Origin of the sequence: Amycolatopsis roodepoortensis (genome assembly GCF_014873915.1) — a bacterium.
Taxonomy (GTDB): Bacteria; Actinomycetota; Actinomycetes; order Mycobacteriales; family Pseudonocardiaceae; genus Amycolatopsis; species Amycolatopsis roodepoortensis.
In genome coordinates this window covers 135871-162109 of the sequence record NZ_JADBEJ010000001.1, presented here as the reverse complement: position 1 = coordinate 162109, position 26239 = coordinate 135871, and the positions used below count along the sequence as shown (strand labels likewise).

The following is a 26239-nucleotide window of genomic DNA, read 5'->3' as shown; positions in this document are numbered from 1 at the left end:
CGTTGAATTAGCTCACCGGTACCGTCGGCCGCGTGACTACTCCGCATCGGCTCGTGCTTTGGGACATCGACCAGACCCTCGTGGACCTGCGCGGCGTCGGCGCCGCCTGGTACACGACCGCGCTCGCCGAGGTCGCCGGCGTCGAGTTGCGGACGTTGCCGAATTTCGGCGGCCGCACCGAACGCGCCATCAGCGCCGACATCCTGATCTCGCACGGCGTCGAGCCCACCGAGGAGAACGTGCGCAAGCTCTGGCTCGCACTGATCGCGGTCTCCGAAAGCCACGCACCCACGCTGGCTTCGAGCGGCCGGGCGCTCCCTGGCGCGAAGGACGCGCTGAACGCCTTCGCGACGCAGGGCGGCATCGTCCAGACCCTGGTCACCGGGAATCTGCCGGAGATCTCCGTGCACAAGCTGACCGCGTTCGACCTGCACGAACACGTGGACTTCGAGATCGGCGGCTACGGCTCGCTCTCGGCGCACCGCCCCGATCTGGTGCCCGCCGCCGTGGGCCACGCTTCGGCGAAACACGGCACCGAGTTCGCGCCGGCGTCGGTCGTCGTCATCGGCGACACCCCGGACGACGTACGGGCCGCGCTCGACAACGGCGCCGTCGCGGTGGCCGTGGCGACCGGGCAGTTCAGCGCGGAGGAACTGGCCGACGCGGGCGCGCACACCGTGCTCGCGGACCTGTCCGACCTGGCAGCGGTGCGTGCGGCCGTGCTCGGGAACGTTAACTAAGCTCGCTTCATGGCATACCCAGGCGGCAACGGCTGGCCGGAGCAGCAACCGCAGCAGCCCTATCAGCAGCAGGGCTACCCACTCCAGTACCCCCAGCAGCAGTACCAGGGTTACCAGCAGTTCCCGCAGCAGACGTACCAGGGTTTCGCGCCGGAGCCGCCGAAGAAGGGCAACAAAGGGCTGTGGATCGGCCTCGGCGCGCTCCTCCTGGTGATCGCCGTCGGCGCCACGCTGTTCTTCGTCCTGCGTGACGGCGAAGAGCCGCAGCCCCAGGCAGGTCCGCCGCCTTCCTCCGCGCCGGTGCCGCCCTCGTCGTCGGCGTCGAAGCCGTCGTCCTCGAGCAGTGATGCCCCGAAGGACAACAAAGTCCCCTCGACGACGCCCGGCTGGCAGGGGATCCTGTCGGTGAAGGACAAAACCGCCTACGACCTGCCCCCGTCGGGCTGGGAGACCAAGCCGGGCTATGTCACCGGGAACACCGAGCGGGACATGAAGATGGTGATCCACGAAGCGATGAGGTACAAGCTCGGCGCCTGCCCCGACGTCAGCGGTTCGCACCGGGGACTGGTCGGCTTCGCCACCGCGGACCAGATCCCCGTCGAGAACGCCGCCCGAGGCGCTGTCCGGCTGTGGATCCAGTCCGCCACCGGCAAGGCCGACGTGCCGCTGCCCGAGCTCAAGCAGATCACCATCGCCGGCGGCACGATCCAGGCGCTCAGTTCCACCGCCTCGTTCACCCCGAGCGAAGGCGAAGGCTGCCGGGCTCCGAGCGTGAAGGTCACTTCGGCGGCCTTCAAGAACGGTGAGCAGACCATCTGCTTCGTGATGGTCCTCGACCAGGGCACCCCGGACGCCCTGCCCGAAGCGGACGCGCAAATGATCCTCGCGAGTTTGAGGCCGCAGCAATGACCGGCCCCGGTGGGCGGAACGACGAACCTCGGCAGTGGTTCGTCGATCCCCTCACCGGGCAGCCGCTCGAAACCGAGGCCGAACAGACGAGACCGCTTCCGATCGTCCGGGACGCCGTCCCGCCGCGCCGTCGCCTGCGCCTGCGGCCGACGCTCGGCGTCCTCGGGCTGGCCGTCGTCCTCGCCGTCGGCGCGACGGCCACCTACCAGGCGAAGACCGCGCCTCCACCGCCGTCCGCCCACGACCTCGTCCTGCCCGACCCGGTGCCCGCCACACGGGTCCAGCCGGTGATCGCGGGCTGGCAACCGGTGGTGTCCGGCGATCATCCGTTCGTCTACGACGTCCCGCCCGATTGGACGCTCGAAGAGCCCGACGTCGCCATCGGCTACGAGACCCCGGCCGGGGACCTCGTCACCCTGCAGGGGGTCGCGCGGTTCCGCCGGGCGTTCTGCCCCAGCACCGATCTCTCGGCACGCGCGACGGCGGGATTCACGACGATCGACGAAGGCGAAGTCGGCGGCCTCGCCCAGGCCGCCGAGGAAACGACGCTGCGCTGGGCCGAAGCGGCGTACGGTCGCTCCGCGACGGCGGAGATCGGCGACCCCGGCCCGGTGCCCGTCCTGGACGGCGGGACGACCGCCACCGCCGTGACCACCTCCGTCGTCCCCGCCCCGGACGGGCCGTGCCCCGCCCCGTCGGTCGCGATCACCGCGATCGCTCTCCCGTTGCGCGCACTGCCCGGATCCGGCCGCTACCACGTCCTCCTCGTACTGGCGGACCAGGAGATCCCCGGTGCGATAGCCGGCGGTGTCGTCCTCAAGATGGGTGAGAGCATCCGTCGCGAGTAGCACTCCCCTAAGGGATAAATGGGTCCCGTGCCGGATGTGTCGGAGCACCTCCCGGACCTAATTTGAGTTCCATGCCAAAAGGGGGAAGCGGGACGGCCGCGCCGGGCCGGACACGCAAGATCATCACGGTGCTGAGGCACCGGCTGCCGTTCACCAGCCTCGTCACGCTCACCATGCTCGCGCTCGCCTTGGCCACGGGCGCGCTCTGGTCGGCCGCCGAGGACCGCGCGGTGTACCCGTATATCGCGTATGGGCTGCCGTCGCTCGAATCAGGCCGGTGGTGGACCTTGTTCACCGGACCGCTGTTCGCGGTCGTCCCGCTGTACTACCTGCCGATGGTGCTCAGCTTCGCGTTGTTCGCCGGGTTCGCGGAATGGCGGCTCGGCACCCGGCGGGCGATGGCCGTCGCCATCGGCGGCCAGTTCGTCAGTGTCCTGGTGGCGGTCCAGTTCCTGGCGCTGAGCCGCAACTCCGGCTGGGAATGGGCGGAACGGGTCGCGGCCAGCCTCGACGTCGGGTTCTCCGGCGGCGCGCTCGCCGCGGTCGCGGTCGCCAGCGCCACCCTGCGCCCGCCGTGGCGCCTGCGGTTGCGCGCCGGGCTGTGCGTCTACGCCGGGGTCGCGATCATCTTCGTCGGCACGCTCGCCGACCTCGTGCACTTCTTCGCCCTCGTCCTCGCCTTGCCGTTCGGCCGGAAGTTCCTCGGTGCCAAGGATTCCTCGCGCGAACGGCGGCCCAGCCTGCGTGAGTGGCGGTTCTACGTCATGGCGGGCCTGCTGGTACTGACGGTCGCCGAACTGGTGATGTCCTTCGTGCCGGGCAACGGTCCCTTCGGTTCGTCCGAAGAGCTTTCGCTGTCCACCTGGGAAGTCGTCGTGCTGTGCCTGATCGTGGTGCCGATCATGAACGGCCTGCGCAAGGGCAGCCAGGTCGCCTGGTGGTGCGCGATGATCCTGACGTCGTTCGTCATCCTGCAGGTGATGGTCTACGGCGGGGTGCTCACGCTGGCGGAGATCTTCGGCGAGGACGCCGGCGTGGTGGATCCGCCGCTGTTCTTCGTGGACAACCTGCTCTGGACGGTCGAATTCGCCCTGCTGGTCTCCTCCCGCGGCGCCTTCCGCGTGCCGTCGCGGCGGAAGTGCCGCCGCCTCGGCCGGATGGGCAACCCCGCGCTGGCCCGCACGCTGCTCAGCCGCCACGGCGGGAGCACGCTTTCGTGGATGACGACCTGGCCGCAGAACTCGTACTTCGTGGCCGCGGACGGCAAGTCCTACCTCGCCTACCGGCGGCACGCGGGGGTCGCCATCGCCCTCGGCGACCCGATCGCCCCGGACGGCGCCGCCGACCGGACGATCGCCGAGTTCATCACGATGTGCGAGAACACCGGTCTCGTGCCGTGCCTGTTCTCCGCCACCGGTGACACCACCGCCAAAACCGAAGAGCTCGGCTGGAAGCAGGTCCAGGTCGCCGAGGACACCCTGATCGAACTGGAAACGCTGGAGTTCCGCGGCAAGCGCTGGCAGGACGTGCGGACCGCGCTCAACCGGGCCAAGAAGGACGGCATCGAGTTCCGGCTCGTCCGGCTCGCCGACCAGCCACGCGCGGTGATCTCGCAGGTCCGCGCGATCTCCGAGGAGTGGATCAGCGACAAGGGCATGCCGGAAATGGGCTTCACCCTCGGCGGCGTCGACGAGGCGATGGACCCCGAGACCCGGGTGGGTCTCGCGGTGGACGCCGACGGTGTGGTCCACGGCGTGACGTCGTGGCTGCCGGTGTACACCGGAGCGGGTGCGATCGGCGGCTGGACCCTCGACGTCATGCGCAAACGCGCCGACGGGTTCCGCCCGTCGATGGAGTTCCTGATCGCGTCGTCGTGCCTGGCGTTCCGCGAGGAAGGCGCGAAGTTCGTCTCGCTGTCCGGCGCCCCACTGGCGAGCTCCGGCGAACCCGCGCACGCCGTCGAGCGGGTGCTCGACGCGCTCGGCACGATGATGGAGCCGTTCTACGGGTTCCGTTCACTGCACGCGTTCAAGGCGAAGTTCCAGCCGCGCCACGTGCCGCTGTACCTCGCGTTCCGCGACGAGGCGGACCTGCCGCGCATCGGGATCGCGCTCGGCCGGGCCTACCTGCCGAACACCGGGCTGCTGCGGCTGGCGAAGCTCGCGCGGTCGGGCAAGAAGCCTCAGCGCACGCTCGTGAACCCGCAGCCGCGAAGTACTTCTTCGCTGGCTTCACGGTAGAAGAGGCCATGCCCCGCGAAAGCCACTTTCGGGACATCAGGCGTCGCGAAAGTGGCTTTCGCGACCTGCCACGTTTGACTTTCGGCTCAATACAAACCAGACATTTCACCGCCTGGAGTCGTCCCGCAGTCCGGCTCCGCCGGGAGCCTCAGCGCAACGTCGAAGGCGGCGGCGTGATGGTCTTGCGGTCGGCCTCCGGGACACCCCGGTAGGTCTTGAGGATCTTCAGGATCAGCTCGCGGTCCGCGCCGCCCGGAGCGCCCTGGCCCGAATAGACGGCCAGGGCCGCCGAGGCGTCGCCCAGTTCCGGTGCGAGCACACCGACCAGGGCTCGCTGGACACCACAGGGCCCCGGCGGGGTGACGACCTCCGCGAAAACGATGCTGGCGGGGACCTTCTTGCCGGTACCGAGGGTGAATTCGGCCGGCTGGGGTGGTTCCGGGGTGATCTTGGCGGTCAGCGGGCCGTTCTCCGGGTTGTAGGCGCTGACGGCGAGATCGTCGACCGCCTTCTTCGCGGCGGCGGCGGGATCGGAGACCTTGATGTTGGCCACGCCGGCGCCGCCGACCCTGCTTCCCTTCTCCTGCGGGCAGTAACCCTCGCCGACGAAGGCGCTGGCGACCATGGTGATGCCCGGGACCTGGGTGCCCTTTTCCCAGCCGTGGATCGTGCCGGGTTTCGGTATCCAGTTCGGCGGGACGTCGTAGGCGTAGACGCCGTCCTTGCCGGCCACCGACTGCCAGCCTTCGGTCACCGGCGGCGCGACGACCCGGGGCGAAGGCGTGTAGACGACCGGGGCCCGGGTGGTCGGCCCGCTGCTGTCCGACCTGTCGCTGTTGTTCGCAAGCGCGGCGACCGTGATGACGCCGATCGTCGCGAAGAAGCCGTACATGGCCCTTCGCCCGCTCCGCGACATCGGCTGCTTCGCGGGCTTCTCCGGCTCCGGCTCGGGTTCAGGAGCCGGGGTCTCGGGAGCGGGCGTGTAGCCGGACGAGTCCGAGGGCTGATAGCCCCCGAACCCGTCCAGCGCCGCGTTGTCCTCGTAGCCCGGGGAATCCCTGCGCTTCTTGCCGAACATTACGAGCGGACGAGTTTGACCAGGTGCTCCACGACCGCGTCGACGGCGATCTCCTCGCGCTCGCCGGTGCGGCGGTCCTTGACCTCGACGACCCCGTTCGCCAGGCCGCGCCCGACGACGAGGATCGTCGGAACACCGACGAGTTCGGCGTCGGCGAACTTCACGCCGGGGGTGGCCTTGCGGTCGTCGAGGACGACCTCGATACCGGCGGCGTCCAGTTCGGCGGCGAGCTTCTCCGCGCCCGCGGCGACCGTCTCGTCCTTGCCCGCGATGACGACGTGCACGTCGAAGGGCGAGACCTCGCGCGGCCAGACGATGCCGAGGTCGTCGTGGTTCTGCTCGGCGAGCACGCCGACCAGCCGCGAGACTCCGACGCCGTACGAACCCATGGTGATGCGGATGGGCTTGGAGTCCGGGCCCAGCGCGTCGAGCTCGAACGCGTCCGCGTACTTGCGGCCCAGCTGGAAGATGTGCCCGATCTCGATCCCGCGGGCGGCGACCAGGGTGCCCTTGCCGTCGGGCGACGCGTCGCCCTCGCGGACCTCGGCGGCCTCGATCGTGCCGTCGCCGGTGAAGTCGCGGCCCGCGACCAGGTCGACCACGTGGTGGTCGCGCTCGTCGGCGCCGGTGACCCAGGCGGTGCCGTCGACGACGCGCGGGTCGAGCAGGTAGCGGACGCCGTTGTCCTTCAGCGCCTTCGGGCCGATGTAGCCCTTGACGAGGAAGGGGTTCTTGGCGAAATCGGCCTCTTCGAGCAGCTCGAATTCGGCGGGCTCGAGCGACGCTTCGAGGCGCTTCGTGTCGACCTCGCGGTCGCCGGGGAGGCCGATGGCCAGCAGCTCCCACTCCTTCGCTCCCGGCTGGCGGGTCTTCACCAGTACGTTCTTGAGCGTGTCCGCGGCGGTGAAGGTGCGGCCGAGATCGGCGTTGTTGAGGAACGCGACCAGGGACTCGATGGTCGGGGTGTCCGGCGTGTGGTGGACCTTCGCCTCGGGCAGGCCTTCGATCGGCTTCGCCTCGGGAGCGGGCGTGGTGACCGCTTCGACGTTGGCCGCGTACCCCGATTCGGTGCTGCGGACGTAGGTGTCCTCACCCGTCTCGGCGACGGCGAGGAACTCTTCGGAGGCCGAGCCGCCCATCGCGCCGGAGGTCGCCTTCACGACGACGTACTCGATGCCGAGGCGGTCGAACAGCTTCGTGTACGCCTGGCGGTGCAGCTCGTACGACTTGGTCAGGCCCTCGTCGTCGAGGTCGAAGGAGTAGGAGTCCTTCATGACGAACTCGCGGCCGCGGAGGATGCCTGCCCGGGGGCGCGCTTCGTCGCGGTACTTCGTCTGGATCTGGTACAGGACGACCGGGTAGTCCTTGTACGAGCTGTATTCACCCTTCACGGTGAGCGCGAAGAGCTCTTCGTGCGTCGGGCCGAGGAGGTAGTCGGCGCCCTTGCGGTCCTTGAGGCGGAACAACGCGTCGCCGTACTCGGTCCACCGGCCGGTGGCCTCGTAGGGCTCCTTCGGCAGCAGCGCGGGGAACTGGATCTCCTGCGCGCCGATGGCGTTCATCTCTTCGCGGACGACGTTCTCGATACGGCGCAGCACCCGCAGGCCCAGCGGCAGCCAGGAGTAGCCGCCCGGGGCGACCCGGCGGACGTAGCCGGCGCGTACCAGGAGCCGGTGGCTCGGTACCTCGGCGTCCGCCGGATCCTCACGCAGGGTGCGAAGGAACAACGACGACATCCTGGTGATCACTTCTGGGCTCCTCGCTGGAATTACGTGCTTAGACGTTCTGCGCAGCGTAGTCACCCCGCCCCGGGCGGGTTCAACCGGTTATCGCGGGCGCCCGGTTTTGTCGGTGGGTGCGGCTAGCGTGCCGCCATGGGTATCGAACTGGGCATGATCACGATCGACTGCGCGGATCCGCGCGGGCTCGCGGCGTTCTGGACGAAGGCGCTCGGGGTCGAGGTGGATCAGGACCACGGCGGCGAGTTCCTGATCCTGCGTGCCAAGAAGGAGAACGGGCCGGTGTTCGCCTTCCAGCGTGTACCGGAGGAGCGGGCGGGCAAGAACCGGGTCCACATGGACTTCGGTACCGACGACATGGAGAAGGAGGTGGAGCGTCTGGTCGGATTGGGCGCGAAGAAGCTGGACAGGCACGAGATGCCGGGCTTCGCCTGGACGGTGCTGGCCGATCCCGTCGGCAACGAGTTCTGCGTCGCGGCCCACGGAGGGTGACGCCGGTCGCGGCGGCCAGAATGGCGGCATGACGGAGCGAGCCATCCTGCCTTGGTCCGACATCGAGCTGCCCGAGGGCCTGAGCGTGCGGCTCTACGACGGTCTGGGTCCGCTGCCGGACGAGGGCCTCGATGAGGTTGAGGTCTACGTGCTGCCGTACGACACCGGTGCCGAGCCGATGAAGCTGCTCTCGCGGCTTCCGTCGCTGAAGCTCGTGCAATCGTTGTCGGCCGGGGTGGAGAAGCTGATCCCGCTGGTGCCGGCGGGGGTGAAGCTGGCCAACGGCCGCGGCCTGCATGACCTCAGCGTGGCCGAACACGCCCTGGCACTGATCCACGCCTCACAGCGGGATCTGCCGCGCTGGTTCGCGCAGCAGGCGACGGCGTCGTGGGAACGCGAGCACACGCGTTCGCTGGCCGACAGCCGGGTGCTGCTGGTCGGTCACGGTTCGATCGGCCAGGCCATCGAGCGGCAACTGGTCGCGGCCGAGGCGGTCGTGACCAGGGTGGCGAGCACGGCCCGGCCCGCGGAGCGCGTGCACGGCGTGGGTGAGCTGGCCGAACTGCTGCCGTCCGCCGACATCGTGGTCCTGATCCTGCCCGAAACGCCCGCGACGATGGGCCTGTTCGGCGCCGCGGAACTCGCCGCGCTGCCGGACGGCGCCCTGGTGGTGAACGTCGGGCGAGGCTCGGCGATCGACACCGCGGCGCTCACGGCCGAGACCGGCTCCGGGCGGCTGCGCGCCGCGCTGGACGTCGTCGACCCGGAACCGCTGCCCGCCGGGCATCCACTGTGGACCACGCCGGGCGTAATCGTCACGCCGCATATCGCGGGTGGTTCGGCGTCGTTCTACCCACGCGCGAAGCGGCTGGTCGCCGAGCAGTTGCGCCGGTACGCCGCCGGCGAGGAGCCGCTGAACCTCGTGAGCGGTATGGACGGTTAGAACCGGCCTGGCCACTCACGACTCCTTTCTCCCGCCCCGAGGTGTCGCCCCCCGGTGGCGTTGCGAAAGCCACTTTCGCAACGTTGAAGGTTGCGAAAGTGGCTTTCGCAACGGGTCCCCGGCCGCAGTGAACTAGCGACGGCCCTGGTCGAGGCCGATGTCGCGAAAGCCACTTTCGGGACACCTGACGTCGCGAAAGTGGCTTTCGCGACACACGTCGGCGCTCACGAGCCGACGCCCGAATCTGGAGGGTACAAGTCAAACAGAACGCGACCAGCAAGACGTGAAAGGGCCTTTCGCCGCATCAGACGCAGCGAAAGCTCCCTTCAGCGCAGCTGCGACGAGCACGCCACATGAACCTCGTGAGCGGTATGGACGGTTAGAACCGTCCTGGCCACTCACGAGCCGGGCTGCTGCCGCGCGGAGGGCGGACACCCGTTCGCCGCCCTTGCGCGAAGGTGAGGGCCGCAGGCACAAGGTCGTCTGTGGAGGATTTGGGACACTCGACGTCCCGATTCCTTCATAGACGGCGCCGGCCGCCGCGCTACTGCCAATGCGTCCGGTAAGCGAGCCACTCGCGCATGGCCGCCGCGAGACGCCGTTGCGCCACGCGCACACCCGTCGTCGCAGGCGGTTCCGGTAGCCGGGACGCTCGTTCGGCGTGCCCGGCCAGTGCGACGCCGAACGCGGTGACCGCCCAGACCGGGACCCCGGCCAGTACGGGGCGCCGCCGGAGCAGCCGGTCGACGTCGGCGGGTTCGTGTCCGGCGTCGAGCAGGTACGGGACGAGCGCGACCAGATCGAGCCAGCCCGCGCCCCGCGCCGGGTAGCGCCAGTTGGTGACCAGCACCCGGCCCGGCCCGGTCCGCACCAGGTATTCGGGCTGGATGTCGTTGTGCAGCAACGTGTCCCCGGCCGACCACGGATGCCACGACGTCTCCAGCTGGACGAGCCGGTCGAGGTTGCGGACGGCCCAGCCGTCGAGGTCGTCCGGCGGTTCCTTCGCCAGTTCGTGCCAGCCTCGCAGGAGTGGGCCGAGATCGTCGAGGGCGTCCGGGACGTCGGGCAGCGGGCACGGCGTGAGCGTGCGCCTGAGCGCGCCGAAGGTGGCCAGCACCGCGGAAAGGTCCGGCGATCCGGGGCGCAGGTTCGGCCTGGTGCCGTCGAAATCGGCGAACGCGAGCACCAGCCACTCACCATCCACAAAGGACAGGAGCTTCGGTGTGGGCGCCTCCGCGGGAAGCCGCCGCGCGATGGCGGCCTCTGTCCGGTAACCGCCCGCGCGCGGGCTGTCCGCGGGGATCGCCTTCAGGAAGACCCAGCGATGACCGCGTTCGAGTTCGAGCCGCGCGGCGACACCGCCGTCGAATTCCGGGGTCTGCCACAGCGAACGACGGACCGCCGACCCGAGCTCACGCTCCACGGCGTCACGCGTCGCCGACGGCAGGTCGTGCCAGCCGAGGCGTGCGGAAACCGGCAACGCCCTACCACCCCCAGCGATCTCATCCGAGAAGATCGACTGTACCGAAATCCGCCCTTTCGGGTGACAACCGGTCAGGTCGGAACGGGCTTCACGTACCCGGCCCAGCGCTGGAACTCGCTGAACCCGACGCGCTCGTAGACCCCGAGGGCGCGGTGGGTGTTGTCCTGGTCGACGTTGAGCGAAGCCCGCTGGAAACCGTCGGCCTTGGCCTGGACGAGCGTGTGCCCGAGCAGCGCGCCCGCGATCCCGCGCCCGCGAAGGCCCGCGTCGGTCGCGACGTGGCTGACGTACAGATCCTTCACGCCGGTGGCCGCCGTATCGGAGGCGAAGTGGGCGCTCAGCACCATCGCGACCACCCGGTCCCTGTCCGGGCTCAGCAGCAGGAACGACAGGTGCGGCTGGAAGTCCTTCGCACCGACGACCAGATGCCGCCAGGCCTGCGGGGACTGCTCCGTGCTCCCCCAGTGGTCGGCGAAGGTCTCGTTACGGGACCGCAGCGTGAGGGCCTCGTACTTCTGCTCGTACGCGACGAGCGGGAACTCCTCGGGCAGCGGTTTCAGCGGCGGGATCGAGCCGAGGTCGGCCCGCATGTCGACGAACCACCGGGCGTGCTCGTACCCGGCGTCCACGAGTACCTCGGAAAGCCAGCGCTGCTTGGTGTTGGCCGCGGCGTGCAGCTCCAGCGGTACGTCCGGGTGGGACTTCGCGTGGAGCGCCTTGCCCGCCTCCTCGAACCAACCGGTGAGGTGCGCGGCGATCGTGTCGTCGCGGTACGCGGGGTGGACGAGCGTCTCGACTCGCATCATGTGCACCGGATCGGCCGCGTCACGCTTCCGGAGCAGACCGTAGGCGACCAGCGTTTCGCCGTCCCACGCGCTGGTGGACGCCGTCGGCAGGTCGACGGTCGGCGTACCGATCTCTTCGGCGAGGTCCTCCGCGCTGTAGTGCTCCTCGATCGGCTCGACACGCTCCGCCTCGGCGAAGGTCTCGGCCAGTCGCGGCATGTCGTCCATGGTCAGCGGGCGCCAGGTCAGGCTCATGCGGACGAGGCTAAGCCCGCGCCTCGGGGTGACGCACCCCATTTAGTTACGCTTCCGTGGTGCTCGTGCTCCTCCCCCCTTCCGAGACCAAGGCCGCCGGCGGCACCGGCGCGCCGCTGGACCTCGACGCGCTGTCGTTCCCGGAGCTGAACCCGACCCGGGCGAAGCTGGCCGACGCGCTGACCGAACTGGCCGTCGACGTCCCGGCCAGTGTCGCCGCGCTGGGCATCACGCCGCGGCAAGCCGACGAGGTCGCCCGCAACGCCGAGCTGTGGACGTCCCCCACGATGCCCGCGCTGCGCCGCTACACCGGAGTCCTCTACGACGCGCTCGACGTGAAGTCCTTTACCAAGGCGACGCTGGCGAAGGCCGAGAAGCGCCTCGCCGTCGCTTCGGCGCTGTTCGGCGTGGTCGCGGCGACCGACCCGATCCCCGCATACCGGCTTTCGGGCGGGAACGCGCTGCCGTCGCTCGGCACCGTCCGCAGCGTGTGGAAGCCGGTCCTCGAGCCGGCGCTCCAAGCCGTCGAAGGGCTCGTGGTCGACCTGCGGTCCGGGACCTACTCGGCGCTGGCGAAGCTCCGCCCCGACGCGGTGACCGTGCGCGTCGTGACCGAGGACGCGAAGGGCAACCGGACCACGGTGAGCCACTTCAACAAGGCGTACAAGGGACGGCTGGCCGCGGAGCTGGTGAAGTCGCGCAGCGAACCGTCCACTGTGGAGCAGCTGATGCGGGTGCTGACGAAGGCCGGCCTCGACGTCGAGCGCACCGGCGACCACAGTATCGAGCTGCTCACCGGCGACGGGGCGCATTAGTTCCGTACCCCTACGGGCTCCTTCCTCGGTTGTTCCGCCAGGTGCACATGCGGAAAGTGATTTCCAGCCACCTGGAAAGGAACCACCGTGAACAGAAGACAACGGCTACTGGGGATCGCCACCGCCACCCTCGGCTGCCTCTCGGTCCTCCTGCCCGCACCGGCGGCCGCCGCGAACCTGCCGGCCGTCACCCCGACGGATCAAGCGGTCGTCCCCGGTGGACTGCACACGAACTCCATCGGCGGCACCCCCGCCTCGGTCAAGGACCACCCGTTCATCATCGCGGGCCTGCGCGAAGGTGGCACGCGGCCGCAAGGCCAGACCTGCACGGGGTCGGTCGTCGCGCCGCGCAAGATCCTGATCGCCGCGCACTGCAAGGACGCGGCGGGCGAGAAGTCCTTCCTCTACGGGCTGGACGATCTCAACGCCGGTGGCGGGACGCGGATCGGCGTCGTCAGCTACGAAAAGCATCCGAAGTACGTCAACTTCGACCAGGGGTACGACGTCGCGGTGGTCACCACGGACGCCGACATCCCGGTGCCGGGCGGCCAGTACGCGAAGGTCGCGACCTCGGCCGACACGGAGTTGCACAAGCCGGGCAAGTCGGGGCTCGGGCTCGGATACGGCAAGAAGGACCACAACGACGACACCCGCAACGTCGAACTGCACAAGTTCACGCTGCCGATCGTCCAGGGCGGCAACTGCAGCGGGGTCGGCGCGGGTTTCAAGGACGCGACGATGATCTGCAGCGGCTACAGCGACGGACGCGTCACGATCCTGCCGGGTGACAGCGGCGGTCCGCTGATCGTGGACGGCAAGGTCGTCGGTGTCGCTTCCTGGAGCCGTAGCGACTTCAAGTGGTACAGCGTGTACGGCAGGCTCAACAACGAGATGGGCGACTGGGTCAAGCAGCAGATCGGCGAGCCGCAGAACCCGGAGAAGTTCTCGCTCGGTGTGACGCCGTCGGCCCTCAAGGTCGAGCCTGGCAAGTACGTTTCGGCCACGGTGACCAGCAAACCGGGCAAGAACGGCGCGGAGAAGGTCGATCTCAGCGCTACGGGACTTCCCGAGGGCGCGACGGCCACATTCCAGCCTTCTTCCATCAACTCGGGTGAGTCGGCGAAGGTGAGCATCGAGGTGCCCGCCGGAACGGCCGAAAAGGACTACGCGGTCACGATCTCGGGCAAGGGCACCGCCGACACCGCGACCACGAACCTGACGCTGACCGTCGGCGAAGGTGGGCCGCAACCCGGTGACCTCAAGGTGGGCCTGAGCCCCACCAGCGGGACCGCGCAGCCCGGTTTCTTCAGCAACGTCACGGTTTCCGCCACCGGCGGCACGGGCACGATCACGCTGTCGGCGTCCGGACAGGGACTGCCGTTCGCACCGTTCTTCAACCCGAAGACGATCTCGAGCGGCGGCAGTTCGACCATGCAGGTGGTCGCGCCCTTCCAACGGGGCACGTACCCGGTGACCGTCACCGCGACCGACTCGGCGGGTAAAACCGCCACCGCCACCTACACCCTCACCGTCCAGTAAGCGAATGCGCGTGAAGGCCCCCTTCCCTCGGCTGAGCCGAGGGAAGGGGGCCTTCACGCGCTCGCCAGCACCGCCATCGCGGCGTTGTGGCCGGGGATACCGGAGACACCACCGCCCCGCACAGCTCCGGCGCCGCAAAGCAGGACCCGCTCGTGCGCGGTCTCGACACCCCAGCGACCCACCTGAGCGGCATCCGCCGCATAAGGCCACGACAGATCGCGATGGAAGATGTGTCCCGCGGGCAGTCCCAGCTCGGTTTCGAGGTCCAGCGGCGTCTTCGCCTCGATGCACGACCCGCCGTCCGGCGAACGCAGCACGCAGTCCTCGACCGGCTCGGCCAGCACACTGTCCAAAGAGGACAACGTCGCTCGCAGGGCCTCCTCACGCGCCGCGTCGTTGCGCCCCTCGAACAGCCGCGCCGGCATATGCAGCCCGAACAGCGTCAGCGTCTGCACCCCGGCGACCCGTTCGGCCGGGCCGAGGATCGACGGGTCGGTCAGCGAGTGGCAGTAGATCTCGCACGGCGGCAGCGACGGGATCCGGCCCGCCTCGGCCTCGGAGTAGGCCGTCGCCAGCTGCTCGTAACTCTCGTTGACGTGGAACGTCCCGCCGAACGCCTCCCGCGGATCGACACTCGAATCACGCAGCCGCGGCAGCCGTGACAGCACCATGTTCACCTTGAGCTGCGCGCCTTCCGGCGTCTCCGGCGGCTCTCCCCCCAGCAACCGCGCGAGCGTCCGCGGCGCGACGTTCGACAGCACGTGACCGCCACGCACCACGAACTCGTCGTCGCCGAGCCGGTAACGCACCGAGCCGCCGGGGTCGATCGACAGCACTTCGGCACCGGTCGTCAGCCGGGCCCCGGCGGAAGACGCGGCCGACGCGAGCGCCCCGGTCACCGCGCCCATCCCGCCCACCGGCACGTCCCAGTCGCCGGTCTCGTTGCCGATCACGTGGTAGAGCAGGCACAGGTTTTGCCGGAAGTCGCCGGCGCCGGCGAAAGTGCCGATCAGCGCGTCGGTCAGGACCACGCCGCGGACGACGTCGTCACCGAACATGGCGGTGAGCGTCTCCGAGATCGGCCGTTCGAACAGCGCGTCCCACGCCTGGCGCTCAATGCCCGAGCGCAGTTCCTCCCTGGACATCAGCGGTTCGGTCAGGGTGGGGAAAGTCCGTTTCGCGACCTGGGACGTCATCGCGTAGAACCGTCGCCAAGCCTCGAAGTCCTTTGTGGACCCGGTGAGCGCGGAGAACGACGCCGCCGTACGGCCGTCGTCGCCCGTGTCGACAAGGAGACCCCTGTCGCCGACGGGGGTGTACGAAGACATCCGCCGCCGCCGGAGATCGAGGCCGAGCCCCAGCTCCGCGATGATCTTGCGCGGCAGCAGGCTCACCAGGTACGAGTACCGCGACAGCCGGACGTCGACGCCGGGAAAGGCACGGAAGGAGACCGCCGCCCCGCCGACCTCGTCGCGCCGTTCCAGCACCAGCACCGAGCGGCCGGCCCTGGCCAGGTAGGCCGCCGCCACCAGGCCGTTGTGCCCGCCACCGACGATCACGGCGTCGTAGGACTCCATGCACAGCCTCCCAGCGAAAACGACAATGCGCCGCGGTCATCGTGACCGCGGCGCACCGCCGTTCGCAAGGACTCAGAAGGTGATGGAGAAACCTTCGATCGTCCCGCTGTCGAACCGGTAGACGTCACGGACCCGCAGTTTCCAGGTCCCGTTCGCCGGTTCGGACGAGGCGTTCACCGTGTACGACGTGTGCACGCCGGTCGCCTCGCCGATCCCTCCCGCCTGCTTGAGGCCGAACACCGCACCGCTCGGCCCGATCAGGTCGATCGCCAGGTCACCGGTGTAGGTGTGCGCGATGTCGACCTTGACCGGCAGCGTCGCCGACGCCTTCCCGTCGCAGCCTTCCTGCGTCACCGAACTGGTCACCGCGTCACCCGCGTCCGGAATGGACACCGGTGTCGTGTTGGATTTGACCCCGCACGTCGGTGTGGGGCCACCGCCGCCGATGAACGACACGTTCAGCAGTTTGTTGACCGTGCCGGACGGCAGTCCCTTGAGCACGCCGTCGGAGGCGTTGTTCACCAGCGCGTCCCGCGTCTGCTGCGCGGTGGCACCGGAGTTCGCGGCGAGGTACAGCGCCGCCGCCCCGGCCACGTGCGGCGTGGCCATCGACGTCCCGCTCATGTTCGCCGAACCACCGTTGGACGTGGACAGCGACGTGATGTTGCTGCCAGGGGCGAAGATGTCCACGCACGAACTGTGGTTGGAGAACGAGGATTTGTTGTCACTGCTGTCCGAGGCGCCGACCGTGATCGCCTCGGGAACCCGAGCGGGGCTGACGTTGCAGGCGTTCTGGTTCTCGTTGCCCGCCGCCACCACGTAGACGAAGCCCGCCGCGATGGACTTCTTGATGACGTCGTCGCCGACGCCCGCCTGATCCATCCGGAGGCTCAGGTTCGCCACCGCCGGTTTGGTGCCGTTCGCGGTGATCCATTCGACCGCGTCGATGATGCCGGAGTCGGGACCGTTGCCCGAACAGTCGTTGCCCAGCACCTTCAGCCCGACGAGCTTGACCTTCTTCGCCACGCCGTAGGTCTTGCTGCCGATGGTGCCCGCGGTGTGACTGCCGTGCCCGTTGCAGTCCTTCCCGTCGCCGCCGAAGAAGTCCTTGCCGACCGACGCGCGTCCCTCGTACTCCGGGTTAGCCGGGTTGATCCCGGTGTCGAGGTCGTACGCGGTGACGCCCTCGCCCGTGTTCGGGTACGTGAAGCTCTTGTCGAGCGGCAGGTTCTTCTGATCGACCCGGTCGAGCCCCCAGGTGGGGTTGGCCTGCGTGCCGACGGCACGCGCGGTGCCGTCCTGGTAGACCGCCTTGACCGCCGGGTCGGCCGCGAGCCGCCGGGCCTGCCGCTCGGACATGCCCTTGACCGAGAACCCGCGCAGCACGTTCTTGTACGCCGACCGGACCTCGCCGCCGTAGCGGCCGGTCAGCGCGGCCGAGGACTGCTCGACCGCCAGGGTGCCCACATCGTGAAGCTCCACGATGTACTGATCGCCGTAGTGCTGCTTCGCCTGCACGACAACGCCTTCCGCCTCCGCGGCGAGGGCGTTGCCCGCGGCGAGCGCGGCCAGCGCGGTGGCCGCGACGGCCACCACACCGGCCCGCACGCCGCGCCGCATCAGAGGCCCGTCACGTTCAGCAGCTTGTTCGTCGAACCGGAGCCCGGGCTCGTCACGACGCCGTTGGTGGCGGCGTTGGCGAGACCGGAGGCCACGGCGGCGGGGGTCGCCGACGGGTTCGAGGTCAGGTAGATCGCGGCCGCGCCGGCGACATGCGGCGTCGCCATCGAGGTACCGCTCATCTGCTGGGTGCCGCCACCGTTGCGCAGGGAGGTGATGCTGGTGCCCGGCGCGAAGATGTCGGTGCAGCTGCCGTAGTTCGAGAACGTCGACCGGCGGTCGTCGCTCTGGGTGGCGTTGACGGTGATGGCCTCACGCACCCGGGCCGGGCTGGTGCCGCAGGCGTCGGTGTTGGAATTACCGGAGGCCACCGTGTTGGTGATACCCGCGGAAACGGCGCGGCGCACGGCGGCGTCCACTCCGGAGTCGGCCGGGCCACCGAGGCTCATGGTGAGCACCGACGGGCCCTTGGCGTTCTTCACGACCCAGTCGATCCCGCTGATGATCTGCGAGTACTGGCCGCTGCCCTGGCAGTTCAGCACGCGGACCGACACGATCTTGGCGCCCTTGGCCACGCCGTAGGTCGCGCTGCCGACCGTTCCGGCGACGTGCGTGCCGTGGCCCTGGCAGTCGCGGGCGTCGCTGTCGTTGTCGATGAAGTCGTACCCGCTGGTCGCGCGGCCGCCGAATTCGGCCTGGCGGTAGTCGACACCGGTGTCGAGGACGTAGACCGTCGCCCCTGAACCGGTGTTCGGGTAGGTGTACTTCCGGTCCAGCGGCAGGTTCTTCTGGTCGATCCGGTCCAGGCCCCAGGTCGGGTTGGTCTGGGTGCCGGTCATATGCGCGACCGCGTCCTGCTGGACGAAGTCGACGTTCGGGTCGGCCGCGAGCCGTTTCGCCTGTGCCTCGGTCATCTTCGCCGAGAAACCGTTCAGCGCGGCGGTGTAGGTCGCCTTGACCTGGCCGCCGTACTTGGCCGCGAGGCCGGCGTCGCCGCTCTTGAGCGAGACGATGTACCCGTCCGTGACGGCTCCCGGCACACCGGCGCCGCGGATCTGCCCCTCGGCGGCCGCGGCCGGTCCGGCGAAGGCCACGGTGGCCGCCGCACAGGCCCCGGCGAGCACCGCGCCCGCGATCCGGTGACGTCGAAGTTCTCCACGCATTTCCTGAGCTCCGTTCACTCGAACAGGTGGTTCACGCCGGCGGGATTCCGGGCCGGCGTCGTGACGTGCAGTCACGCATGAATCACTTTCGGGTGGCGGGACCTGCGCGAACAAGCGAGGCAACGGTCCGTAGGACTACGTATCTAATGGCGAAACTCCCCGTCCCTACGAAAGTTCTGTGACGGTCCGGGTGGGTTCCGTGAGCACTGAGCGGGCGCTTAAGCTGCGTTCACTCGAACGGTGTGGTTCGTGAAGCGGGGGTGACCCGGCAATGGTGATCGGTGGCTGCCGACGCAGGACGAGTTCGCCCGTGCTCGTCGGCCGTGAGGCGGAATTACGCGAACTCCTCGACGGCGCGATGCGCTCGCCGTCGGTGATCATGCTCGAAGGCGAAGCGGGGGTGGGCAAGACCCGGCTCGCCGCCGAACTGCTGGCCTGCGCCGAACTGGCCGGGCGGCCGGTCCTCACCGGAACCTGCCAGCCGCTGCGCGAGCCGTTCCCGTACGGCGTGGTCTTCGACGCACTGAAGGACATCCGCCCGGCACGCGAACTCAACCCCGTGACCGGCGTCCTCGCGCCTTACCTACCGGAACTCGCGGCCTTTCTGCCGGAGCCGCCGCCCCGGCTCGGTGATCCCAGGGCCGAACGGCACCGGCTCTTCCGCGCCGTCCGCGAACTGCTCGGCTCGCTGGGCCCGCACGTCCTCCTCGTCGAGGACCTCCATTGGGCGGACGACGGATCCCGTCGCCTGCTGCGGTTCCTGATGACCGATCCGCCCGCCGGTCTGACCCTCCTGCTCACGTACCGGCGGGAAGAGACACCAGGCGGCATCCCGCTCGGCAGCGCCTATCGGCCGGCCCCAGGTACCGCGCACACGCTCGTCACGCTCCGGCCGCTGGACCGCGACGGCGTCCAGGCGCTGGTTTCGGCGCTGCTCGGCGAAGCGAACGTGTCCGCCGAGTTCGCCACGCGGCTGCACGAGCGGACCGCGGGGATCCCGTTCGTGGTCGAGGAGATCGTGCACGCGATCGGCGGCGTCGAGGGCGCGGTGCACGCCGACGGCACGACCGCGCGGCACCTGCTCGACACGGTCGAAGTCCCGGCGCTGCTGCGGGAAGCGACGGTCGAACACCTCGTCGCGCTGCCACCGGCCGCCCGGCGGATCGCCGAGGCCGCCGCTGTCCTCGCCACACCGTCCACTTCGGACCTGCTGGCCGCCGCGGCCGCGCTCTCCCCCGAGCGCGCCCGCCGCGCGCTCGTCCTCGCGCTCGAACGCAACGTCCTGGTGGAGACCGGCGAAGGCACGTACGGCTTCCGGCACGCGTACGCCCAGCAAGCCGCGTACCTCACCATTCCCGGTCCTGATCGCCAGGAACTGCACCGGCGGGCCGCGCGGCTGCTGCGCGACCGACTCCCGCAATCCCTGGTACGGCTGGCCGAACACTGCCGCAAGGCGGGTGACCGGGCCGGTGCCCTGAAGTACGGCGAAGCGGCCGCGGACCAGGCGTCGGCGGTCGGCGATCTCGCGACCGCGACGGATCTGCTCCGCACCCTGCTCGACGAACCGGGTCTGCAACCGTCCGATGTGGACAGACTGGCGGTCAAGTTCAGTTCGGTGGCGTGCAACGGACTCGCGCAGACCGAGGTCGTCCCGGCACTGGAGCGGTTGCTCACCGACGGCAGGCTGTCCGGACGACTGAGCGGCGAGGTCCGGCTGGGGCTCGGGCTCCTGCTGGTGCGCCAGGCGGGCGGGCTGGAGGCGGCGAGGACCGAGATCGAGATCGCCGTCAACGACCTCGCCGACCGGCCCGACCTGGCCGGGCGCGGGATGGGTGTCCTCGCGCAGCCGTGGGTCGGCGCGACCCCGCTACGGGAGCACCGGCGCTGGATGGACCGGGTGGACGGGCTCATCGAACGGGCCACCGACCGGCGGCTGAAGATCATCCTGCTGGCCAACAACGCGGCGTCACGGCTGCACATCGGCGACGCGCGCGGCTGGGACATGCTGGATCGGGCGCCCACCAGCGTCGGTTCCACCGACGAACAGCGGCACTTGGCGCGGCTGCACTGCAACAGCGCCGACGCCTGCGCCTGGACGGGCCATCACCGGCGGGCCAGAAGCCTGTTGCACAGCGGGATGCAGCTGGCCGCCGACTGCGGGGCGCCGTACGTCGTCAGCACCGCCCGCGCGACGGCCGTCCACACCGACTGGCTCACCGGGAACTGGGACGGCCTCGCCGAACGGGCCTGCGCGCTGATCGACGAGTACCGCGATCTCCTGCCGGTGACCAGCGAACTGTGCCTGGTCCTCGGCCTGCTCGCCGCCGCGCGCGGCGAATGGGACGAGGCCGCCGCCCGGTTCGCCGGCACCGCGGCGGACCAGCCGGAGAACGCGTTCACCCCGGTCGCGATCGCCGCGCACGCCGGGATGGCGGGCATGCTGCTCGCCCAGGATCTCGGCGAGGCCGCCGTCACGCAGGCCGAGAAGGGGCTGGAACTCTTGCGCGCCAAGGGTGTCTGGGCCTGGGGCGCCGATCTGCTGATGGCCGCCGTCGACGCGTACTGCGCCACCGGACGGGACGCCGACGCGCAAGCGCTGACCGACGAGTTCGAACGGGAGATCGGCGACCTCGACGCGCCGTCGACCCGGGCCGCGCTGGCCGCGAACCGCGGGCTGATCGCGGCTTCCCGGGGCGAGCACGAGGAAGCGATCGAGGCCTTCGAGCAGGCTCGGACCCGGTTCGATGCCCTTCCCGCGCCGTATCACGCGGCGCTTGTCGCCGAACGCGCCGCGCGCTGCGGCCTGGCCCGCAACGAGGACGTCGCCGAGACCTTCGCGGCACTCGCGGAGACCTTCGACCACCTCGGCGCCACCCGCGACGCCGCACGCTGCCGCCACGCCTTCCGGTCGACCGGCGCGGTCGCCCCGTCGCGGCGCGGCCGCCGCGGCTACGGCGACGAGCTGTCCCCGCGCGAGCGCGACGTCGCCCGGCTGCTGGCCGCCGGGCACACCAACCGGGAGATCGCCGAGGTGCTGTTCCTGTCACGGCGCACGGTGGAACAGCACGTCGCGAGTGTCCTGCGGAAGCTGAAGGTGCGGTCGCGGAGCGAGCTGGCGGGGCTGCGGTCGGCGTAGGCGCGTCGTGAGTGGCTCGGACGGTTCTAACCGTCTTTACCGCTCACGAGGCCCAGCACCGGCCGGAAGTGCCCGCGACACTTATCAGAATTAAATCGGTTGCGGTCGCCCGGAGGGGTCGGGAATGATCGTGCGCGATCCGGCAGGGAGCCGGTGGATGCGACAGGGAGGTGCCTCGTGCTGATGACTGTCCGGGGCCTTGGCCGCCCCCATCCACTCGCCCCTCGCGGCTGAGCGCGGAGCCACGACGCTCGCCCGGTGGGGCATCCCTGATCTAGGAGAACCCACCAGTGCGCAAGCACGATCTCGACGAAGAAAACCACAGCCGTCCGAGCCGTACCCGTCGTCCCCGTTTCGACGACGAGCCCGAACCCACCCGTGGCGGACGGCTCACCGAAGCCGAACGCGTCCGGCTCGCCCGGCTGCGTGAGGACGCCTACACCGAAACCGCCATCCCCGACGGCGCCGACCGTTGGAGCACGTGGGGAGACGCCGAGCACGGGCCGCTGCCGCGCCCGGACTGGGTGATCACCGAACTGGCGGCGGTCGACTCCGAACTCGGCATCCTCAAGACCGGCAAGGAGGCGGACGTCCACCTCGTCCGGCGGAATCTGCCCGGCACCGAGGGCGTCGTGCTCGCCGCCAAGCGGTATCGCAGCGGCGAGCACCGGTTGTTCCATCGCGACGCCGGCTACCTCGAAGGCAGGCGGATGCGCCGGTCGCGCGAGATGCGGGCGATGGAGTCGCGCAGCAGCTTCGGCCGCAACCTCATCGCCGAACAGTGGGCCGTGGCCGAGTTCGGCGCGCTGAGCAGGTTGTGGTCGGTCGGCGCGCCGGTGCCGTACCCGGTGCAGCGCGACGGCACCGAGCTGCTGCTGGAGTTCCTCGGCGACGGCGAGACGGCCGCGCCGCGCCTGGCGCAGGTCCGGCCGGAGCCCGAGCAGTTGCGGGAACTGTGGTTCCAGACCTCGGCGATGCTGGAACTGCTGGCGTCCCAGGGGCTCGCGCACGGCGACCTCTCGGCGTACAACCTGCTCGTCCACCGTGAGCGGATCATGGTGATCGATCTGCCGCAGGTGGTCGACATCGTCGCGAATCCCGGCGGGCTGGAGTTCCTCGCGCGGGACGTGCGGAACATCGCGACGTGGTTCCACTCGCGTGGGCTGCCGGAGCGGCTCACGGCGGTCCCGGAGCTGATCGAGGAGCTGAAGGAGATCGCCGGTCTCCGGTGACCGTCCACAGTGTCATGACAGGGTCGTTCCCGGCGTGCGGCGCCGGGAACGACCCGTCGTGGAGACCCTGCCCACAATCGGTCCCTCCGGTTGGGAGGCCGGATAACGGTCCGGTACAGTAGTGACAGACCGCAACCGGCGGCGTGGATGAGTTGGTGTCCGTCGCCTCCAAAGCCAACCGAATGGCTCGCGGTATCCGTATCAACCAATTGGCGCGCGGTGTCACGCAGACGCGGTGTGCCGGGTTCGTCCCTGTGAACGCCCATCTGTGCACACCATCTTGCCTTGCCTGCGTGCGGGCAGCCCGGGCCTCCTTGTGACGTGCCACGTCCGAGAGGCATTTGTGACAGTCACGTTCAACTCCGGCCACGTCTCACCGTCGGCACGTCAGCACCGCAGTAAGCCGCGCACCCGCCCCGCGGGTGACTCGATGCTGCACAACGACGCCGTCGAGAGTGTCAAGGCCACCACCTGGGCGGAGCTCGGCCTTCCCGAGCCGCTGCTGCGGGCTCTGGCCGACGCCGGTATCACCTCCCCGTTCCCGATCCAGTCGGCGACCATCCCCGACGCGCTCTCCGGCCGCGACGTGCTCGGCCGCGCCCAGACCGGTTCCGGCAAGACCCTCGCCTTCGGCCTGGCGATGCTGACCAGGCTCAACGGCGGCCGTGCCCGGCCGAAGCACCCGCGCGCGCTGATCCTGGTCCCGACCCGCGAGCTGGCCATGCAGGTCGCCGACTCGCTGACCCCGCTGGCCAAGTCGCTCGGCCTGTGGTGCCGCACCGCCGTCGGCGGGATGGCCTTCACCCGCCAGGCCGACGCGCTTTCCCGCGGCGTCGACCTGCTGATCGCCACCCCCGGCCGGCTGTCGGACCACGTCCGCCAGGGCACCGCGTCGCTGTCCGACGTCAACTTCGTCGCGCTCGACGAGGCCGACCAGATGGCCGACATGGGCTTCATGCCGCAGGTCCGCGAGATCCTCGACCTGACCCCGGCCCGCGGCCAGCGCCTGCTGTTCTCGGCCACCCTCGACGGTGACGTCGACAGGCTGGTCCGCGCGTACCTGACCGACCCGGTCACGCATTCGGTCGCCCCGTCGACCGCGAGCGTCACCACCATGGACCACCACGTGTTCCAGGTGTCGCACCAGGACAAGCAGGACATCATCACCGAGATCGGCGCCCGTGAGGGCCGCACGATCATGTTCGTCCGCACCAAGCACCACGTGGACCGCCTCACCGAGCGCCTGCGCGAAAAGGGCGTCCACGCGGCCGCGCTGCACGGCGGCAAGACCCAGGGCCAGCGCAACCGCGTCCTCTCGGACTTCAAGGAGGGCTACGCGCCCGTCCTCGTCGCCACGGACGTCGCCGCGCGCGGTATCCACGTCGACGACATCTCGCTCGTGCTGCACGTCGACCCGGCCGCCGACCACAAGGACTACCTGCACCGCGCCGGCCGCACCGCGCGCGCCGGGGCGTCCGGTGTCGTGGTCACCCTGGTCACCCACGACCAGCGCCGCATGGTGCGCCGGATGACCGACCGCGCCGGTGTCCGCGCCGAGCAGACCACGGTCCGCCCCGGCGACGCCGAGCTCGCTCGCATCACCGGTGCGCAGCAGCCCAGCGGCGAGCCGGTCGTCGAGCGTCGTCGTGAATCCCCGCGTCGCGGCGGTGGCCGTGGCTACGGTGGCGACCGCGGCGGTTACCAGGGCTCGCGCGAGGGTCACGGTCACCGCGAAGGCGGCCGTCCCGGCGGCTTCCGCGGCCGCCCGCGTCGCGGCGAGTCCGGTGGCGGCAACGGCCGTCCGCAGCGTCCGGGCAACGGTCGTCCGCGTCGCAGCTACGACAGCTGAAACAACTGAAGCCGGTCCTCCCGGCGAGCTAGTGCCATGAACGGGCCGTTCCCCGCGAATTTCGCGAGGAACGGCCCGTTCATCGCTGTGGGGACCACCACGCCCATCGGGAAACAGCGGATGGGAGACTGCGGGACGTGACTTCTTCCGGCCCCGCTTCCCAGAACCTCCCGCCCGACCAGGTCTTCGACTGGCTCGACGTGGAGGCGGAGAAGCGGGCCGAGGCCGGGCTGGTGCGCAAGCTGCGCATCCGGCAGGCACAGGAACCGGAGCTGGATCTCGCGGGTAACGACTACCTCGGGCTCGCCAGGGACAAGCGCGTCGCCGGCGCGGCGGCCGCGGCCGCGTTGCGCTGGGGCGCCGGGGCCACCGGCTCCCGGCTCGTCTCCGGCACCACCGAGGTCCACGCCGAACTCGAACACGAGCTCGCCCGTTTCTGCGGCACACAGGCCGCGCTGGTCTTCTCGTCCGGCTTCACCGCGAACCTCGGCGCCGTCACGGCCCTGTCCGGCGCGGATTCCGCGATCGTCACGGACAAGTACATCCACGCCTCGCTGATCGAGGGCTGCCGCCTGTCCCGCTCGGACATCGCCGCCGTCGCGCACAGCGACCCGAGCGCCTTCAAGCACGCGCTCGCGACCCGCCGCAAGCCGCGCGCGCTCGTCGTCACCGATTCCGTGTTCTCCGTCGACGGCGACATCGCGCCGCTGGAGCGGCTCGCCGGTGTTTGCCGCGAGCACGGCGCTTCACTGCTCGTCGACGACGCGCACGGTTTCGGCGTCCTCGGCGAGGGCGGCCGTGGTGCCGTCCACGCGGCGGGACTCTCCGGCGCGCCGGACGTCGTCACCACGATCACGCTGTCGAAATCCCTTGGGGCACAAGGCGGTGCGGTACTCGGGCCGCGTCGGGTGATCAAGCATCTCGTGGACACCGCGCGCAGTTTCATCTTCGACACCGGTCTCGCGCCCGCCAGTGCGGCCGCCGCGCTGGCCGCCCTCACCGCGTTGAAGGCCGAGCCCGAGCTGGCCACCAAGGTGACCGACGCCGCCGGAAACCTGGCCATGCAGCTGAAATCCGCGGGTTTCCGGGTCAGTCTCCCGGACGCCGCGGTGATCTCGGTGCAGGCGCCGTCACCGGAATCGGCCGTCGCGTGGGCGGCCGCGTGCGCCGATCAGGGGGTGCGGGTCGGGTGCTTCCGTCCGCCGTCCGTACCCGACGGCATCTCCCGCCTGCGCCTGACCGCGCGGGCCGACCTCACCGAGGCCGACGTGGACCGGGCGGTCGGGGTGATCACGGCCGCGGCGCCTCCCGGCGCCACATCGTGAGGTGCGGGATCCCGTCCTCCATGAACTCTTCGCCTTCGGCCACGAAGCCGTACTTGGCGTAGAAATCCGTCGCGTACGTCTGCGCGTCGAGGACGCACGGCGCGTCGCCGATGCCGGCGAGGGCGGTCTCCATCAGGCGTCCCGCGAGTCCCTTGCCGCGTGAGCGGACGGCCGTGCACACCCGGCCGATGCGGAAGGTGCCGCCGGCGTCCTGCAGCACCCGCAGGTACGAGTCGACGGCGACGGAACCCCCGATCCAGAGGTGCCGGGTGCCGGGCAGGAGGTCACGCCCGTCGATCTCGTGATAGGCGCAGTCCTGCTCGACGACGAACACGTCCACGCGCAGGCGGAGGATGCCGTGCAGCTGCGCGGCGGTGATCTCGTCACCGGCGACGGACAGCGGGAACGACGAGGTCTCGATGATCGGGGTGTCGGTGGTCACGCCCACTTGTTAGCACATCGGAGGCGGAG

20 protein-coding genes are annotated in these 26239 nt (G+C 70.0%); 12 read left to right on the top strand and 8 right to left on the bottom strand.

Features of this window, described 5'->3' with window-relative positions; genetic code table 11:
- The first annotated feature begins 53 nt into the window (after positions 1–53).
- From H4W30_RS00785 to H4W30_RS00770, 4 genes are all read left to right on the top strand, one after another.
- Complete coding sequence (locus H4W30_RS00785) at positions 54–740, top strand: HAD hydrolase-like protein (protein WP_192742366.1); 687 nt, start codon at positions 54–56, stop codon at positions 738–740.
- 9 nt (positions 741–749) lie between these two features.
- Positions 750–1649 (top strand): hypothetical protein, encoded by a 900-nt coding sequence (locus H4W30_RS00780; RefSeq protein WP_192741024.1) that lies wholly within the window; start codon positions 750–752, stop codon positions 1647–1649.
- Positions 1646–2497 (top strand): hypothetical protein, encoded by an 852-nt coding sequence (locus H4W30_RS00775; RefSeq protein ID WP_192741023.1) that lies wholly within the window; start codon positions 1646–1648, stop codon positions 2495–2497. Before H4W30_RS00780 ends, H4W30_RS00775 begins: the two co-directional genes overlap by 4 nt.
- Positions 2498–2568: 71 nt before the next feature.
- The gene (locus H4W30_RS00770; protein WP_192741022.1) at positions 2569–4737 is read left to right on the top strand and encodes a bifunctional lysylphosphatidylglycerol flippase/synthetase MprF; all 2169 of its coding nucleotides are present in this window, start codon (positions 2569–2571) and stop codon (positions 4735–4737) included.
- A 148-nt stretch (positions 4738–4885) separates the two neighbouring features.
- Here the strand turns inward: H4W30_RS00770 and H4W30_RS00765 are convergent, their stop codons facing one another.
- Entirely contained in the window at positions 4886–5815 is a 930-nt protein-coding gene (locus H4W30_RS00765) for a hypothetical protein (RefSeq protein WP_192741021.1), read from the bottom strand.
- The gene (locus H4W30_RS00760; RefSeq protein WP_192741020.1) at positions 5815–7563 is read right to left on the bottom strand and encodes a proline--tRNA ligase; all 1749 of its coding nucleotides are present in this window, start codon (positions 7561–7563) and stop codon (positions 5815–5817) included. The genes H4W30_RS00765 and H4W30_RS00760 overlap by 1 nt, the downstream gene beginning before the upstream one ends.
- A gap of 126 nt (positions 7564–7689) precedes the next feature.
- Between H4W30_RS00760 and H4W30_RS00755 the strand changes: the two genes are divergently transcribed.
- Complete coding sequence (locus tag H4W30_RS00755; protein ID WP_192741019.1) at positions 7690–8046, top strand: VOC family protein; 357 nt, start codon at positions 7690–7692, stop codon at positions 8044–8046.
- 28 nt (positions 8047–8074) lie between these two features.
- Complete coding sequence (locus H4W30_RS00750; protein WP_192741018.1) at positions 8075–8989, top strand: 2-hydroxyacid dehydrogenase; 915 nt, start codon at positions 8075–8077, stop codon at positions 8987–8989.
- Positions 8990–9533: 544 nt separating this feature from the next.
- Here the strand turns inward: H4W30_RS00750 and H4W30_RS00745 are convergent.
- A complete protein-coding gene (locus tag H4W30_RS00745; protein ID WP_192741017.1) occupies positions 9534–10469 on the bottom strand; it encodes an aminoglycoside phosphotransferase in 936 nt (311 codons plus the stop codon).
- Positions 10470–10543: 74 nt separating this feature from the next.
- Entirely contained in the window at positions 10544–11512 is a 969-nt protein-coding gene (locus H4W30_RS00740) for a GNAT family N-acetyltransferase (protein WP_192741016.1), read from the bottom strand.
- Between the two features lie 59 nt (positions 11513–11571).
- Between H4W30_RS00740 and yaaA the strand changes: the two genes are divergently transcribed.
- Both yaaA and H4W30_RS00730 read left to right on the top strand, forming a co-directional pair.
- Positions 11572–12327, top strand: coding sequence for a peroxide stress protein YaaA (gene yaaA / locus H4W30_RS00735; protein ID WP_192741015.1), 756 nt, complete (start codon positions 11572–11574; stop codon positions 12325–12327).
- Between the two features lie 87 nt (positions 12328–12414).
- Positions 12415–13866, top strand: coding sequence for a trypsin-like serine protease (locus H4W30_RS00730; RefSeq protein ID WP_192741014.1), 1452 nt, complete (start codon positions 12415–12417; stop codon positions 13864–13866).
- A gap of 53 nt (positions 13867–13919) precedes the next feature.
- Here the strand turns inward: H4W30_RS00730 and H4W30_RS00725 are convergent, their stop codons facing one another.
- The 3 genes from H4W30_RS00725 to H4W30_RS00715 all read right to left on the bottom strand — a co-directional run bounded on the left by H4W30_RS00725 (position 13920) and on the right by H4W30_RS00715 (position 18226).
- Entirely contained in the window at positions 13920–15443 is a 1524-nt protein-coding gene (locus H4W30_RS00725; RefSeq protein WP_192741013.1) for a phytoene desaturase family protein, read from the bottom strand.
- Between the two features lie 72 nt (positions 15444–15515).
- Positions 15516–17063 carry a S8 family serine peptidase gene (locus tag H4W30_RS00720; RefSeq protein WP_192741012.1) on the bottom strand — a complete coding sequence of 516 codons (1548 nt, stop codon included), beginning with the start codon at positions 17061–17063 and terminating at the stop codon, positions 15516–15518.
- Positions 17063–18226: a S8 family peptidase gene (locus H4W30_RS00715; protein ID WP_192741011.1), complete on the bottom strand. Its 1164-nt coding sequence runs from the start codon at positions 18224–18226 to the stop codon at positions 17063–17065. Before H4W30_RS00715 ends, H4W30_RS00720 begins: the two co-directional genes overlap by 1 nt.
- A 310-nt stretch (positions 18227–18536) precedes the next feature.
- Between H4W30_RS00715 and H4W30_RS00710 the strand changes: the two genes are divergently transcribed.
- The 4 genes from H4W30_RS00710 (at position 18537) to H4W30_RS00695 (ending at position 25768) form a co-directional block, all read left to right on the top strand.
- Positions 18537–21362, top strand: a complete 2826-nt coding sequence (locus H4W30_RS00710) for an ATP-binding protein (protein WP_192741010.1) — start codon at positions 18537–18539, stop codon at positions 21360–21362.
- A gap of 290 nt (positions 21363–21652) precedes the next feature.
- Positions 21653–22594, top strand: a complete 942-nt coding sequence (locus H4W30_RS00705; protein ID WP_192741009.1) for a serine protein kinase RIO — start codon at positions 21653–21655, stop codon at positions 22592–22594.
- A 343-nt stretch (positions 22595–22937) separates the two neighbouring features.
- On the top strand, positions 22938–24443 hold the full coding sequence (locus H4W30_RS00700; RefSeq protein WP_126736044.1) for a DEAD/DEAH box helicase: 1506 nt from the start codon (positions 22938–22940) through the stop codon (positions 24441–24443).
- Between the two features lie 137 nt (positions 24444–24580).
- Positions 24581–25768, top strand: a complete 1188-nt coding sequence (locus H4W30_RS00695) for an 8-amino-7-oxononanoate synthase (protein ID WP_192741008.1) — start codon at positions 24581–24583, stop codon at positions 25766–25768.
- Here H4W30_RS00695 and H4W30_RS00690 read toward each other — a convergent pair.
- Positions 25734–26216 (bottom strand): GNAT family N-acetyltransferase, encoded by a 483-nt coding sequence (locus H4W30_RS00690; protein ID WP_192741007.1) that lies wholly within the window; start codon positions 26214–26216, stop codon positions 25734–25736. The genes H4W30_RS00695 and H4W30_RS00690 overlap by 35 nt on opposite strands.
- Between the last annotated feature and the right edge of the window lie 23 nt (positions 26217–26239).

Excerpts from the sequence above, each read along its gene's own strand:
- H4W30_RS00755 (WP_192741019.1), top strand. The coding sequence starts at position 7,690 with ATGGGTATCGAACTGGGCATGATCACGATCGACTGCGCGGATCCGCGC.
- H4W30_RS00725 (WP_192741013.1), bottom strand. The coding sequence starts at position 15,443 with ATGGAGTCCTACGACGCCGTGATCGTCGGTGGCGGGCACAACGGCCTG.
- H4W30_RS00765 (WP_192741021.1), bottom strand. The coding sequence starts at position 5,815 with ATGTTCGGCAAGAAGCGCAGGGATTCCCCGGGCTACGAGGACAACGCG.
- H4W30_RS00740 (WP_192741016.1), bottom strand. The coding sequence starts at position 11,512 with ATGAGCCTGACCTGGCGCCCGCTGACCATGGACGACATGCCGCGACTG.
- H4W30_RS00775 (WP_192741023.1), top strand. The coding sequence starts at position 1,646 with ATGACCGGCCCCGGTGGGCGGAACGACGAACCTCGGCAGTGGTTCGTC.
- H4W30_RS00770 (WP_192741022.1), top strand. The coding sequence starts at position 2,569 with ATGCCAAAAGGGGGAAGCGGGACGGCCGCGCCGGGCCGGACACGCAAG.
- H4W30_RS00715 (WP_192741011.1), bottom strand. The coding sequence starts at position 18,226 with ATGCGTGGAGAACTTCGACGTCACCGGATCGCGGGCGCGGTGCTCGCC.
- H4W30_RS00780 (WP_192741024.1), top strand. The coding sequence starts at position 750 with ATGGCATACCCAGGCGGCAACGGCTGGCCGGAGCAGCAACCGCAGCAG.
- H4W30_RS00750 (WP_192741018.1), top strand. The coding sequence starts at position 8,075 with ATGACGGAGCGAGCCATCCTGCCTTGGTCCGACATCGAGCTGCCCGAG.
- H4W30_RS00720 (WP_192741012.1), bottom strand. The coding sequence starts at position 17,063 with ATGCGGCGCGGCGTGCGGGCCGGTGTGGTGGCCGTCGCGGCCACCGCG.